Source organism: Rheinheimera baltica, assembly GCF_030731985.1.
Classification (GTDB): Bacteria; Pseudomonadota; Gammaproteobacteria; order Enterobacterales; family Alteromonadaceae; genus Alishewanella; species Alishewanella baltica.
Genome location: NZ_JAPJDY010000007.1, coordinates 195,447 through 210,839 on the forward strand (window position 1 = coordinate 195,447; position 15,393 = coordinate 210,839).

Genomic DNA, 15,393 nt, shown 5'->3' on the forward strand with positions numbered 1-15,393 from the left:
ATAAGACGATGACCAAGCATGTATTACTAAACAGCATAGAGCATCTGGATTTAAAAGTTATCACCGAGCGCGGTGCTGAATTTGGCGACAATGTTTGGTTTACGCCAACCTTTCCACTCGAGTTTCGCAGCGTTCAGGCGCATTACCCCATTTTCTTTCATAAAGATGCATCTACCGGGCAATTTTTCTCGGTCGCCGTATTTGGCTTTTCGCACCAGGAAAACCTGTTTTTACATGATGACAACTGGCGGGGCTACTATGTACCACTAACACTGCGGCGCCAGCCGTTTTTAATTGGCAAGCAAGTGGTACGCGAAGACGGTGCAGAACAAACGCAAACGGTTATTCACCTCGATATAGACAGCCCTCGCGTCAGCAAAGAGCAAGGCGAAGCGTTATTTCTTCCTTTGGGCGGCGGCAGCCCGTACTTAGATGAAGTATCCAATATGCTAAAAACCATTCATTTGGGCCTGCAAGATAACGCTGCCTTTGTCGCTTTGCTGTTGGAGCACAAACTGCTGGAATCTTTTACCTTGGATATTCAGCTGGACGATGGCAGCAAGCACCAGATGATAGGTTTTTATACCATCAATGAAGACTCCCTCGCAGCCTTATCTACCGAAGTACTGGGCCAGCTGCATGCCAAAGGTTATCTGCAGGCCATTTATATGCTGATTGCCTCGCAAGCCAATGTCCGCAGTCTGCTTAAGCTGAAAAACCAGCTTAACGCCACCGCTGCTTGCTGAGATAAACATGATGACAGCCAGCCTCACCTCCATTGAAACGCTACCCGCTTGCGACAATGCCAGCCTGCAGCAGATCATTGCAGGGGCAACTGCACCATTAGTGTTTAAACAGCAATGCAAAAACTGGCCGCTGGTGCAGGCGGGGTTAAACAGTGCCACTGCTGCGGCAGACTATTTGCGCCAGTTCTATCAGGGCGAGCCGGTAACCGCCTGCTTACTGCCTGCCGAACAGCATGGGCGGATTTTTTACAACGATGACTGCAGCGGGTTTAACTTTCAGGGTGGAAAAATTGATTTCAACCAATTTATTGACCGTTTACTGACGCAGCCAGAAGACGACAACAGCACCTTATATATGGGGTCTACTGAGATAAACCGCTGGTTTAACGGTTTAGCGGCTGATAACAGCATTAGCCTATCGAACGTTAATCCTTTGACCAGCGTGTGGATTGGCAATCAATCACGTATCGCAGCGCACTTCGATTTCCCGCACAACCTGGCTTGTAATGTCGTGGGAACCCGAACATTTACCCTGTTTCCACCGGATCAAATTGGCAACCTGTACCCCGGTCCTATGGAGTTTGCGCCTGGCGGACAGGACATTAGCATGGTCGATTTTGAGCAACCGGATTTTCAGCAATTTCCTCTTTTTTCTCATGCACTTGAAGCAGCACAAAGTGTTACTTTGCAGCCGGGCGATATGTTATTTATCCCCAGTATGTGGTGGCATCATGTTAAAGCGCATACACCGTTTAATGTGCTTATAAGCCATTGGTGGCGCGACACGCCAGCGTATCTTGGTAGGCCCAACAACGCCTTATTGCTGAGCATACTTAGTTTACGCAGTTTACCCAAAGCGCAGCGCCAGGCCTGGAAAGCCATTTTTGAGCATTATATTTTCGACCACGACGACATATCACAGCAGCATATTCCGGAGCAAGCGCAAGGAATGCTAAGCAAACCACTTAGTGAGTTGCAAGCGCGCCAGCTACGCGCCGATTTACTCAATAAACTTAAGCGTTGAGCCATAATGACAACTAAAAATGCCGACGTAGCCATGGAGACCTGTATGAACAACGCACAACGCATAAAAAAAGTGGTGATTGCCGGCGGTGGCACCGCAGGCTGGATGGCAGGTGCCGCCATTGCCAAAATGCTGCAAAAAAATGTTGAGGTGGTACTGGTGGAATCTGACGATATTGGTACTGTAGGCGTAGGCGAAGCTACTATCCCTACCTTACATATCTTTCATCGTTTACTTGGCTTAAAAGAAGCTGAAGTTATGGCCGCGACCAATGCCACCTTCAAACTGGGTATTTCGTTTGAAAACTGGCATGACATCAACAAAAACTACCTGCACTCCTTTGGTTACTTAGGCAAAGATTGCTGGGCGTGTGGTTTTCAGCATTTTTGGCTTAAAGGCCGTCAGCGTGGTATCGCCGAAGATATAGGTGCTTACTGCACAGAACACTTAGCTGCACGTGAAGGCCGTTTTGCGGTGTTGCCTAATCAGGATCTTAACCATGCCTACCATTTGGATGCGTCACTCTATGCGAAATACCTGCGCCAGCTGGCAGAGCAGCATGGTTTAACACGCATTGAAGGTAAAATTGCTACCGTAAAACAACATGCAAATGGTGATATTGCTGGCCTAACTCTACAAAGCGGCGAGGAAATAGATGGCGATCTGTTTATTGATTGCACCGGCTTTAAAGCATTGTTAATAGAGCAAACCCTTAACACTGGGTTTGAAGACTGGAGTCACTGGCTACCTTGTGACAGCGCCGTCGCCGTACAAACTAAAAGCATTGCGCCGCCCATTGCTTATACCCGCTCGATAGCACGGGAGGCAGGCTGGCAATGGCGCATACCGCTGCAAAGCCGGGTGGGTAATGGTTTAGTGTATTGCAGCAAATACCTTAGCGATGATGCGGCAATTAAATGTATTACTGACAATGTTGAAGGGGAGATGTTAACCCAACCCAGACTGATCAAATTCCGCACTGGAACCCGACGTAAGCACTGGCATAAAAACTGTGTTGCCATCGGGCTGTCCGCGGGCTTTTTGGAGCCGCTGGAATCAACCAGTATTCACCTTATTCAGCGCAGTATTATTCGTTTGCTGCAAATGTTTCCGGCGCAGGGCATCCAATCTGCTGATGTTGATGAGTTTAACCATCAGACTGAAGTTGAATTGCTCAACATCCGTGACTTTATTATCCTGCACTACAAAGTAACTGAGCGCAGCGATACGCCGTTCTGGCGTTATTGCCGTGATATGGACGTGCCAGAGTCATTGGCGCATCGCATCGCCTTGTTTAAACAAAGTGGCAAGGTATACAAGTTTGCGCAGGAGCTGTTCGGCGAAAGCTCGTGGATCCAGGTGATGTTGGGGCAAGGCCTGAAACCGGAGCAATATCATCCTATTGTCGACGCCATGTCCGACAGCGAGCTGGAAAGCTTTTTGCAACAAATTCAAGCTAATGTGCAGCGTAGTGTGGCGAAATACCCGCTACATAACGACTTTATTCAGCACTACTGTAAAGCCACGGCGATGTAACTATGCCGCAATTTGATTTTGGCATAAATAAAGCGTTGCAACCCGAGATAGTGTATCTGGGGCATGAGGGCACGCCGTTAATCATTATTGATGATTTCGCTACCGACATTGATGTGCTTAAACATACTGCACAGCAAAGCAACTTTCAGCCTGATGTAAATGCCTATTATCCGGGCCTTAAAGCACCGCTACCGAAAGACTATGTTGGTGCTACGCTAAGCACACTTTATCCGCTTATTTACGATATTTATCAGGTGCCGACACAACTAAGGCTAAAACCGCAAAACCTGTTTTTTGCGCTGATTAACCAAACCGAAGACACTCTAAAACCGCTGCAATGTATGCCGCATTTTGATACATCAAGCGGCTATTACTTTGCTTTTTTACACTATTTAAACTCACAGCCACATGGCAGCACCGGTTTTTTTCGCCACATCCCCACCGGGTACGAGCGTATCAGCGATAACCGCCGTGAACACTATTTTAACTGTGCTCAACAGTTTATTGATGACCACGGCAGTCCTAAACAACAGTATTTTGTCAAAAGTGATGCCCATTTCGAACTTTACTATCAGGTACCTTATAAAGCCAACCGGCTAATTATCTATCCCGGCAACCTGCTACATTCCACCATTGTTGATACAACGACCGACATCGACAGTTCAGCCGTCAGTGGTCGACTGACAGCAAATCTGTTTACAAGCTTTATATAAACCAGGCGAGCATTAAATGAAACTTACGTTACGCCTATTTAGCAGACACAAAATGAAAGCGATTACATTATGAAATATAGCTTACCTAGTACGTCAAAATTGCTTGATAAAGCCTTTACCTTTGGGGTGGCTACAGCCTCTTTTCAAATAGAAGGCGCCTCAGAAAGCAGACTACCCTGTATTTGGGATACCTTTTGCGCCACCGCAGGCAAAGTACGTGATGGTTCCAACGGCGATGTTGCTTGCAACCACTACAACTTATGGCAACAGGATGTTGAGTTGATAAGCTCTTTGGGCGTTGATGCCTACAGGCTATCAATATCCTGGCCACGCGTTATGCACAAAGACGGCAGCCTGAACCCGCAAGGTGTTAACTTTTATATTGGTTTGCTAGATGCGCTAAACGCGAAGGGCATAAAACCCTTTGTCACGCTGTATCACTGGGATTTGCCGCAGCACCTTGAAGACAATGGCGGCTGGTTAAATCGTGAAACAGCCTACCTTTTTCGCGATTACGCTGACAAAATTACTCAGGCGCTGGGCGACAGAGTATACTCTTACGCCACCTTTAATGAACCGTTTTGTAGCTCTTATCTCGGCTATGAAGTTGGCATACACGCACCGGGGTTGGCGAAAAAATCCTATGGCCGTCAGGCTGCGCACCATATTTTACTGGCTCACGGTTTAGCCATGCCAGTACTACAAAAAAACAGCCCGCATAGCTTAAACGGTATCGTGCTTAATTTCACACCTGCTTACCCGCTCACCGATAGCGAGGCAGATAACACTGCCGCCAAACTGGCCGACGAGTACTTTAACCAGTGGTATATCAAACCGCTGTTCGATGGCGCTTATCCAGACAGCTTTGCCCTGTTATCTGACGAAGACAAACCGATTATTCATGATGGTGACTTCGACATTATGCAGGCGCCACTGGATTTTCTTGGCGTTAACTTTTATACCCGTACCGTGTATCAGGCCGCCGCAGGCAAGCCGTTTGCGGAAGTTGATATGCTGGATGCTCCTAAAACCGACATGGGCTGGGAAATATATCCGCAAGCCTTTACCGATCTACTTGTGTCACTGCATGAAAAATACGCCCTACCGCCAGTGTATATTACTGAAAATGGTGCGGCCATGCCCGATAAGCTGTTAAACGGCGTGGTAAATGATCAGGATCGCATCGGTTACTACCAGATGCATTTAACCGCGGTACATAATGCCATTGAGCAGGGTGTCAATATCGACGGTTATTTCGCCTGGAGTTTAATGGACAATTTTGAGTGGGCCGAGGGTTACCTCAAGCGCTTCGGTATTGTTTATGTTGATTATGCTACGCAGCAAAGAACGATAAAAAACAGCGGTATCGCCTTTAAAACACTGATTGGCTCACGCTAGTCACAACCAAAACATAAAGAAAAGAACAGGGTTGAGGTAAGTATGGTTAGCATCAAAGAGAAAATGGCCTACGGGCTGGGTGATACCGCGAGTAATATCGTGTTTCAAACCGTGATGTTGTTTTTAACCTTTTTTTACACCGATATTTTTGGCATTTCACCGGCTTTTGTTGGCACGATGTTTTTAGTGGTCAGAATAATTGATGCTATTACGGATCCTCTTATGGGGGCGTTTGCTGATCGTACACAAAGTAAGCACGGCAAGTTCAGGCCCTACTTACTTTGGTTTGCACTGCCCTTTGGCGTGATCAGTGTGCTGGCGTTTACCACACCGGATTTTTCTGAAACCGGTAAAATGATCTACGCCTTTGTGACTTACACCCTGTTAATGATGGTTTATACCGCAATCAATATACCCTATTGCGCTTTGGGCGCCTCGTTAACAGACGACCCGAAAGAGCGTGTGTCTGTACAAACATACCGCTTTATTTTTGCTTTTATCGGCGGCGTACTGGTTTCAGCCTGCACTTTGCCACTGGTCGAATATTTTGGTCAGGGTGACAAAGCCAAAGGCTATCAACTGACTATTCTGGCAATGAGCATTTTAGGTGTGATGATGTTTTTAGTGTGCTTTTACGGCACTAAAGAGCGTGTGATACCACCTAAAGAGCAAACGGGTACCTATCTGCAGAACTTTAAAACTTTATGGCAAAATGATCAGTGGCGCGTATTAGCATTGGCCACACTCTGCTTAATGAGCGGTTTTGTATTGCGTACCACACTGGCTATTTACTACATCAAATATTACTTAAATATGCCCGACAGCATTTCACTGATTATTACGCTGGGCATGTTTGGCAGCATTATTGGCTGTATTGTTGCCAACCAATTGGCTAAGAAATTTTGTAAAGTTAAACTGTATATCACCATTCAACTACTTGCAGCAACGCTGTGTGCCGCCAGCTTCTTTGTGCCGGCTGAACAAGCGATCCTTGCAATAGCATTGTATGTACTGTGGAATATGGTGTTTAATACTGGCACCCCTTTATTGTGGGCTAAGATGGCAGACACCGTGGACTACGGTCAGTGGAAAACGGGGATCAGAACCACTGGCATGGTGTACTCATCAATCGTGTTTTTTATTAAACTGGGTATTGCGGTAGGCGGTGCTACAGCAGGTTGGTTGCTCGCGGGTTATGGCTATCAGGCTGATGTCGCGCAAACCGATGCAACCAAAGCCGGTTTATTGTTATCATTTAGCCTATTCCCTGCTATTGGCTCTGTGCTAGTGGCCGTTATAATGCGCTGGTACATGTTAAACAATGATAAAATTACAACGATTACTCAAGAATTAAAACATGCGCCGGAGTAACCCTGGCGCTTCAAATACGTTTTATAGGTAAAATAAGCGACTGCAGACTATGGCGACAATTTATGATGTATCTCAACTGGCTGGGGTGTCTTTAGCCACCGTATCCAGAGTGATGAACAAAAACACCAATGTCAGCGATAAGACACGACAGAGGGTGCTCGACGCCATGGAAAAGCTGGGCTACCGGCCCAATACTTTTGCGCAGTCGCTGGCGTCCAATTGTTCTAACAGCGTAGGGGTGCTGGTATCTCAATTGGATGGCCCTTACTACGGCCCGATGATGGCAGAAATCGAATCCTCTCTGCGCTTAGAAAACAAACACGTTATTATTGCCGTAGGCCATAGCGACGCTGCTCAGGAAAAAGACAGCGTCGAGTTTTTACTTGACCGTGGTTGTGATGCGCTGATTTTAGACGTTGAAGCGGTTTCTGATGAGTACTTGATCAACCTGAGCAAAGGGCCAACACCAATTGTGCTTATCAACCGCTACATAGAGCAAATAAGCGAGCGCTGTATTTATTTAGAGAATGAAGTAGGCGGTTATATGGCCACTAAGCATTTAATTATGCAAGGTCATCGGCATATCGCCTATATATCCGGACCAGCAAAAAAACATGATGCTATCGAACGTTTAGTGGGGCATAAGCGTGCGCTGAGTGAAGCCAATGTAGAATTTACTTCCGCACTGTGTTTCGAAGGCGACTATAGCGAAGAAAGTGGTGCCACAGGTATGACCTATTTACTACAACAACGCAGCAAAAAACCGTTTACTGCTGTAGTGTGTGCCAATGACCAAATGGTTTCCGGTGCAATATCAGTTTGTTTAGAAAGCGGTATGCGTATACCGCATGATTTATCTTTTGTTGGTTACGATAACATCCCTTTTGCCCGTTACATATCCCCTAAGCTTACTACCGTGAACAACCCCATACACGAAATGGGTAAAATGGCTGCGCTGTGGTTATTGAAAAACCTGTATAACAAAAACATCGACGTGAACAACGTATTTATGCCTGAGTTAGTAATACGCGAATCGTCCATCCCGGTTTAACCTGCCCAAACACTGCGTTAGCAAACAAAAAGTAATTTCATTGATCTAAAACGAAGTAATACTTATATCCAGAGCGTTCAGTATTGTACTGAGCGCACTCTTATCAATATCTGCTGCCATGACTAACTTTGGTTTAAAAATTTGTCCGCCGCCTCTTAACTGCCTTACTTGCCAACGAGCCGCTATACAGCCTAATAAAGCCAATAATTTTGAACGATCAACAATGACGTCTTACCACTCTAAAGTAGTAAGCTAATAAGCGACAAAAAATTTACCAATTGTTTGATATATGCTATACATGAAAGCGCTTACATAACACCAGACGGCCAATAGTAGCACGTCAATAAAAAACACTATTCACCCCAGGGGGACAAGATGGCAGCAACACCAATTCAAGCAACGGCTGGCCTTAGCGCCAGTGGCGGGCAAGCCAATTATCGCTTTGCACTTACCGCACTTACCTCATTGTTTTTTATGTGGGGGTTTATTACCTGTCTGAATGACATTTTAATACCTTATTTAAAAATGTTATTCGATTTAAGCTACACCCAGGCCATGCTAATTCAGTTCTGCTTTTTTGGCGCCTACTTTATTGTTTCTGTCCCCGCTGGCATATTGGTGAGCAAAATAGGCTATAAAGCTGGCATTGTGACCGGCTTATTGATTGCAGGTGCAGGCTGTTTGTTGTTTGTGCCAGCGGCCTCTGCTCATGTGTACGCCATGTTTTTACTGGCGTTGTTTGTGTTAGCTTCTGGCATCACTATTTTACAGGTCGCCGCCAACCCTTACGTTAGCGTACTAGGCAAAGCTGAAACCGCCTCTAGCCGCCTTACTATGACCCAGGCTTTTAACTCACTGGGAACCACCGTGGCACCCTTTTTTGGTGCCTGGCTGATTTTTGGTGGTATGGATGCACCCGAGCCGGGTGTCGTCACGGAGTCGACCGTTCAGTTACCTTATTTAATTTTGGCCGCCGCACTTGTTGTATTGGCCATAGCTTTCGCCTTATTAAAACTGCCTGCTATGGGCAAAAAAGACCCCACCGAAGCTTTACCTCTGGGTGGTGAAGCCTGGAAACAGCGGCATCTCATGCTGGGCGCACTAGGCATTTTTGTCTATGTTGGCGCAGAAGTCGGTATTGGCAGCTTTTTAGTCAGTTATTTATCAATGGCAGAAATTGGCGGTATGTCAAAAGCAGCCGCCTCACATTATATTGCCTGGTACTTTGGTGGTGCAATGGTTGGCCGCTTTATTGGTGCGGTGGTTATGCAAAAAGTCAACGCAGGCAAAGTACTGGCCTTTAATGCAGTTTGTGCTGTTTTGCTGCTGGCATTAACCATTTTATCATCCGGTAAACTGGCAATGTGGTCGTTACTCCTGGTAGGCCTGTGTAACTCTATTATGTTCCCAACCATTTTCAGCTTAGCCATTTCCGGATTAAAACAATATACCAGCCAGGGCTCGGGTATTTTATGTCTGGCAATTGTTGGTGGTGCCATCTTGCCGTTGCTGCAAGGCGTGTTTGCCGACAGCTTTGGGGTGCAGATAGCATTTATCCTGCCGTTACTGTGTTATATCTACATTGCCTTTTACGGGCTGAATGGCTGCAAGCCACGTGAAATAGCCGCTCAAGCTGCTGTGGCTAAGGAAGCATTATGATGTTACGAATAAAACCAATGTATCTTAAACCCTTATTACTGGCACTAAGTAGTGGCTTGCTACTCGCAGCCTGCTCAAAACCGGCACCGGAGCAGGCAGCCACCGAGCAGAGCAGTGAAGATGTTAAAGAGAGCCATATCTGGCCCAAACTCACCTTGCCGGTACCACAGGATTTAGCGATGGAGCAGTCAATTACTGCATTGTTAGCAGAAATGACCTTGCAACAAAAAATCGCCCAGATGATCCAGCCAGAAATACGCGATATCAGTGTTGAAGATATGCGTAAGTATGGTTTTGGCTCCTATCTGAATGGCGGCGGTGCGTTTCCGAATGATGATAAATACGCCACACCTGCCGACTGGATTGCCCTGGCCGATGCACTATATCAGGCATCTATTGATGATAGCCTTGATGGCAGTCGCATTCCCACCATGTGGGGGACCGATGCAGTACATGGCCATAACAATGTGATTGGCGCCACCATATTTCCGCACAACATCGGTTTAGGTGCAGCGAATAACCCGGCGTTAATTGAACAAATAGCCAAAGTTACTGCCCGTGAAGTTATGGTTACCGGCATTGATTGGGTGTTTGCACCAACTGTGGCGGTTGTGCGTGATGATCGCTGGGGCCGCACCTATGAGGGGTACTCGGAACAACCTAAAATAGTCCACGATTACGCTGCCGCTATTGTTACCGGCTTACAAGGTACAGCAGGTGAAAATTTTCTAGGTGACGAGCAGGTTATTAGCACCGTAAAGCACTTTGTCGGTGACGGTGGAACTACGAGAGGCGTTGATCAAGGCAACACCGAGGTAACAGAGCAGCAGTTGTTTGATATTCACGCCCAAGGCTATGTGGGCGGTTTGCAAGCGGGGGCTCAGTCTGTGATGGCGTCATTCAACAGCTGGAACGGCAGTAAAGTGCATGGCAATAAACACCTGCTAACTGATGTGCTGAAAGACCGCATGGGTTTTGATGGTTTTATTGTTGGTGACTGGAACGGCCATGGGCAAATACCTGGCTGTACTAACGACAACTGCCCTCAAGCGGCAAATGCCGGCTTGGATATTTACATGGTACCCACTCAAGCCTGGAAGCCACTGTACTACAACCTGATCGCACAGGTAGAAGCCGGTGACATTAGCATGGCCAGAATTGACGACGCCGTACGACGCATCTTGCGGGTTAAAAAGCGCGCAGGTTTATTTGATAAAGCAAGCCCGGCTAAGCGCCCCTTGGCAGGTAAAACGGAATTAATTGGCTCGGCAGAACACCGAGCGGTTGCACGCGACGCCGTGCGACAATCGTTAGTGTTGCTGAAAAACACCAACCAGCTATTGCCGTTAAGCCCAGGGCAGCGCTTATTAGTTACCGGCCCGGGTGCAGACAATATTGGCCAGCAAGCAGGTGGCTGGACAATAAGCTGGCAGGGTACCGGCAACAATAATGCTGACTTTCCGGGCGGTAGTTCTATTTATGCCGGTATAAAGCGCCAGGTAGAGGCGGCTGGCGGCTCAGTAGAGTTATCCAGCGATGGCAGCTACCAACAAAAACCCGATGCCGCTATAGTGGTATTTGGCGAAGAACCCTATGCAGAGGGTAATGGCGACATTGATAACCTGGAATACCAGCGCGGTAACAAAACCGATCTGGCGCTGCTAAAACAGCTAAAAGCCGATGGCATTCCGGTGGTGTCGCTGTTTATCAGCGGCCGTCCAATGTGGGTAAATCCTGAACTCAATGCTTCGGATGCCTTTGTCGCTATTTGGCTGCCAGGTAGTGAAGGTGAGGGCGTCGCAGATGTCATTCTGACTAACGCTGACGGTTCCCCTCAATATGATTTCCATGGCAAGTTATCGTTTTCCTGGCCTGCCAGCCCACAGCAGACAGTGGTCAACGTTGGCGATGCCAATTATCAGCCGTTGTTGCCCTATGGTTTTGGTTTACGTTATGGCGAAAGCAATGTGCTAAGCGCTGATTTACCAGAGCAAATAGAGCAAACAACCCAGCTGTCAGACTTAGTTATTTTTGAACGCGCCCCGCGCTCACCATGGCAGCTACAACTGCAAAGTGGTACTGAAAATGCCGCCGTTGTCAGTAGTATTCAGCAGCTGGGAGCTATTAGTAGCCGCACCTTTGATAAAGACGTACAGGAAGACGCACGCCGCTTTGAACTGGACGGCAGCAGCAATGCCGCTTTAGCTTTTATTAGTACGTTTCCGCGGGACTTAAGAGCCTATACTGAAACTGATAGTCAGCTTACGCTGCTGGTTAAACGCCTGGGTGACATACCCGCCAACGTGACCCTGAGCATGGCTTGTGGAAATAACTGTGGCGGCAAGGTTAATATTAGTAAAGCGCTAACCAGTATGCCAGAAGATGAATGGCAGCAATTAGCGGTGAGTTTAAGTTGCTTGCAGCAGCAAGGCATGAACCTAAGGCAGGTTTCTAAAGTGCTGGCTATTGAAACGAATGGTGCGTTAACCCTTAGCCTGGCTGATGCCCGAATTAGCCCGGTAACCAACAACACTGAGCTTAGCGCCGTCGCTTGCCAGTAATTTGCAATATCACTTTATGTTAAAAAGGGCGCCAGCAGGCGCCCTTTTTGTATGCCTAGAAGAGCAAGCGAAGACCAAGAGACTGGTGCGCTTACATTACAGCTGCAGGGATGCCGAGTAAGCTGAAACGGAAAAAGGATATGTTACTCAAAGCTGGCGCAGTAAGCATCTGCAGGCCTCACCCAGCCTATCGCGTATGGCATAACTTTGCAGCTATTGTATTGCTTTAACCTTTACGCCTATTCCGGGCAAAAAAATACCCGGCTAGCCGGGTACTTTCGTTATCAAACAGTCTTGACTATGGTCAATTGCCCATGGCGTATCTGACCCCAATGGCATACCGTGGGCCGTATTGAGCAGCACTTAAGAACTGTCTTTCGAACCGGCCATAATTACGCTCGGTTTCATTGGTCAGGTTAATACCTTCGAAGAATACAGTCAGGTTGTCATTAATGCTGTAATTAACGCTTAAATCCCACTGTAGGAACTCTTCAGCATAATTAGGCGGCGAATCGGTGGTGTCTGGCTGGCCCGTTCCGGCCAGATATTCATCACGCCATGCCGCTGTTAACTTGACCGACCAACCGTGTTTTTCATAGAACAGCTGCCAGTTAGCCGAGTTACTCAGGCCGGGCAGAACAGCCTGATTCATCAGCACGAAGTTATCATACTCTACATCACCGTCCACCAGTGTGGCGTTTATGCCGGTACCGAACCCGCTGTCGCCAAACAGGTGCTGCACCGCAAACTCCAAACCATTCACTCGTCTGGCACCGGCGTTTTCAGGCGAGTTAATTGTCCAGGCAATCAACGGGTCCGTATTAGGGTCTGGTAACACACGGTTGTTTTCACCTAACCCCACACCGTTGGCAACAATTTCATTGTAAATAGCGCCGTCGGTGGCCTGCTCGCCACGAGCCTCGATAGCGGCCACCGCAGCGTTCCAACGCTGGCCCTGATAAACGTCATGCAAGCCCTCGAAGGTTGTGGTAACTAGTGAGTTTGAGTTATCAATCCAGTCGTCAACGTCTTTCCAGAACAGCCCAATGGCGGCGTAGCTCGCCTCGGCATAGTAATATTCCAGCGAGATATCCAGGTTGGTTGACTGAAACGGCTTCAAATTAGGGTTGCCGCGACTACCACTTCTGGAACCTATCTTAGGTGAAGGCGTCAGACTAAGGTTGCCCAGCATTTGCCCCAAGGTGGGCCGGGTAATGCTCTTACCTACCGAGAAGCGCCCCACCCAGTCATCGGTAATATCCACTTTCAGGTCCAACATCGGCAGCAGTAGATCATAGTTGCCGGTGAAATCAACCTCAACAAACTCGCCGCCACTGGCAAACTGCGTTATCCACTCTGACCCGCCGGCCCAATAGACATATTCTGGCACGCGGCTCTTAGCCGGGCTGACAATGTCGGTTTCTTCATAGCGCAGACCAAGGTTTACGTCGACATAGTAGCCTTTTACTTCAAATTCCCACGCCGTTGATACATAAAGGCTGACCGTTTCTTCTTCGATACGATTTACCGGAAAGCTGTCGAAGGTGCCAATCTCGTAGGCGTCAGAGCCCAGCACATCTTCAGTAAGCGCGGCCAGTTGCCGGGTGATGGCTTCATCGATATTAAAGGTATAGGCATAGCCTGGCGATACACCCGCTGAGCCGAAGGAAAATTCATCCAGGAAGTTACTCAAGTCAACACGTGTAAACATGCTATCCGGGAATATCTCAGCAAAGGTGCCGTTATTAAAACCTGGCGCATTTGCGTTGTTGGAGCCGCCAGAGCCGCTCAGCGATTGCTCGGTGTAAGCCGCACCGAATGAAACACCCACCAGGCCATATCCGAGTTCGGGCAACCACTCACCGCCAAATTGATACTGCGTCACTTCCGACTCACCCGGTGTGCGGGTGAATATACTGAAGTTCGAGCCTATTTCATTCGGGCTAAGTTCATTGCTGCCATTTTGCCATTTAATGTTGTAGCCAGGAACATCACCGTCGCGGAAAAGATATTCCTTGGATGACAGTGCAGCCGACCCTAAAATAACCCGAGCCTGTGCCCCCAAGCCCTTATCCATGCCATTGTCTGTGGTGGTTTTGGACGTGTGTGCATCAAAGTTGAAGCTTAATGCATCAGAAAATGCCCACGCCACATTAAAGCCAGTAGCTTTTGAGTCGACTTCGCTCGTTTCCCTGAACCCCGTAAAAGAGCCATCATCGCCGGATGAGTTGTAATAAATCGCCGTGCCATTTTCATCCAACTCATAGGCATTAGCGTTGCCGCCGAAAGAACCGTTCCATACCCCCCAGGACAGCGAGTTATTGCCAGTTACCGCGTTGGAAATGGTGTGATCCAAAGTCAATATCACATTATCCGTTGCTGCAAACTGAAAGGTCACCTGACCATTGGTTCGCTCACGCTGAATATCATCGCGGGCGAAACTGATTTCCTGAGGAAAGAATGCTGCCGTAACAGGTTGTAAATCGCCGTTAGCATCGGGAGCCCAGAAGCGGGGAATGACCGCGCCGTTGGCATCTACTGGTCGGCCATCCACAATATCCGACTCATCCACCGACAAGGAAGGGTTTAACTGCCAAGAGCGGACATTAGCCGACTGCCGCTGAAAATCTCTGCGATGGAAGGAGAAGTTTGCGGTAACACCAAAACGCTCATCCATAAAGGTATTGCTGTAAATACCCGCAAATTCAGGTGTTACATCGTCGCCGGCTTTATTCGAGGAGTCATGCAGGCCTTTCGCCATAAAAGAGTAACGCTCTCCCGGGTTTTGCAGCGGTTTAGCGGTAACAATATTGACCGTTGCGCCCAAGCCGCCTGTTGGCACATCGGCCCGGGCAGTTTTGTAGACCTCTAACGCACTAACGCCCTCGGAAGATAAGTTCTCAAAGTTAAACGACCGTGAAAAACCCGTTCCGGCCATCTGGCGCCCATTAAGCGTAATCAGGTTGAAGTCAGGACCAAAGCCCCTTACGGTAATCTGACTGCCTTCACCGTTTGCCCGGCTTACCGATACCCCGGTAATACGCTGCAACGACTCAGCCAGGTTGGTGTCGGGAAACTTACCCATTTCTTCTGCTGAAATGGCATCCACCACGCCCGAGGCTTCGCGTTTCACGTCCATTGAACGCGCTAAACTACCGCGAATACCTTTAACCTGAATAATCTCAACCTTTGCTTCCTGTGCCTGTTCACTTGTTGTTTCCTGAGCTTGCAAGGGTATTAACAGGCCAGTGGTCAGTACGACTGATACCGCAATGGCAACCGGGCTTTTATTAAATAATGTTGGTTTCATAATGGTTTTACTCTCGTCGCACTG

The 15,393-nt window shown here is 47.9% G+C and carries 10 protein-coding genes; 9 read left to right on the forward strand and 1 reads right to left on the reverse strand.

What is annotated here, in order from left to right; genetic code table 11:
- Positions 1 to 8 precede the first annotated feature (8 nt).
- The 9 genes from ORJ00_RS13185 to ORJ00_RS13225 all read left to right on the forward strand — a co-directional run bounded on the left by ORJ00_RS13185 (position 9) and on the right by ORJ00_RS13225 (position 12,059).
- Positions 9 to 746, forward strand: coding sequence for a SapC family protein (locus tag ORJ00_RS13185; RefSeq protein ID WP_027669508.1), 738 nt, complete (start codon positions 9 to 11; stop codon positions 744 to 746).
- 7 nt (positions 747 to 753) lie between these two features.
- Entirely contained in the window at positions 754 to 1,770 is a 1,017-nt protein-coding gene (locus tag ORJ00_RS13190) for a cupin-like domain-containing protein (protein ID WP_156885895.1), read from the forward strand.
- A gap of 45 nt (positions 1,771 to 1,815) precedes the next feature.
- Positions 1,816 to 3,306, forward strand: a complete 1,491-nt coding sequence (locus tag ORJ00_RS13195; RefSeq protein ID WP_306140081.1) for a tryptophan halogenase family protein — start codon at positions 1,816 to 1,818, stop codon at positions 3,304 to 3,306.
- 2 nt (positions 3,307 to 3,308) lie between these two features.
- Positions 3,309 to 4,019, forward strand: coding sequence for a DUF6445 family protein (locus ORJ00_RS13200; RefSeq protein WP_027669511.1), 711 nt, complete (start codon positions 3,309 to 3,311; stop codon positions 4,017 to 4,019).
- Between the two features lie 69 nt (positions 4,020 to 4,088).
- Complete coding sequence (locus ORJ00_RS13205) at positions 4,089 to 5,417, forward strand: GH1 family beta-glucosidase (protein WP_306136329.1); 1,329 nt, start codon at positions 4,089 to 4,091, stop codon at positions 5,415 to 5,417.
- 42 nt (positions 5,418 to 5,459) lie between these two features.
- Positions 5,460 to 6,788: a glycoside-pentoside-hexuronide (GPH):cation symporter gene (locus ORJ00_RS13210; protein WP_305976636.1), complete on the forward strand. Its 1,329-nt coding sequence runs from the start codon at positions 5,460 to 5,462 to the stop codon at positions 6,786 to 6,788.
- Between the two features lie 49 nt (positions 6,789 to 6,837).
- Positions 6,838 to 7,839, forward strand: a complete 1,002-nt coding sequence (locus ORJ00_RS13215) for a LacI family DNA-binding transcriptional regulator (RefSeq protein WP_306126522.1) — start codon at positions 6,838 to 6,840, stop codon at positions 7,837 to 7,839.
- A 375-nt stretch (positions 7,840 to 8,214) separates the two neighbouring features.
- Complete coding sequence (locus ORJ00_RS13220) at positions 8,215 to 9,498, forward strand: sugar MFS transporter (protein ID WP_306140082.1); 1,284 nt, start codon at positions 8,215 to 8,217, stop codon at positions 9,496 to 9,498.
- Positions 9,495 to 12,059, forward strand: coding sequence for a glycoside hydrolase family 3 protein (locus ORJ00_RS13225; protein ID WP_306140083.1), 2,565 nt, complete (start codon positions 9,495 to 9,497; stop codon positions 12,057 to 12,059). The genes ORJ00_RS13220 and ORJ00_RS13225 overlap by 4 nt, the downstream gene beginning before the upstream one ends.
- 304 nt (positions 12,060 to 12,363) lie before the next feature.
- On the opposite strand, the gene ORJ00_RS13230 is transcribed toward ORJ00_RS13225, so the two are convergent.
- Positions 12,364 to 15,369 (reverse strand): TonB-dependent receptor, encoded by a 3,006-nt coding sequence (locus ORJ00_RS13230; RefSeq protein WP_306140084.1) that lies wholly within the window; start codon positions 15,367 to 15,369, stop codon positions 12,364 to 12,366.
- Between the last annotated feature and the right edge of the window lie 24 nt (positions 15,370 to 15,393).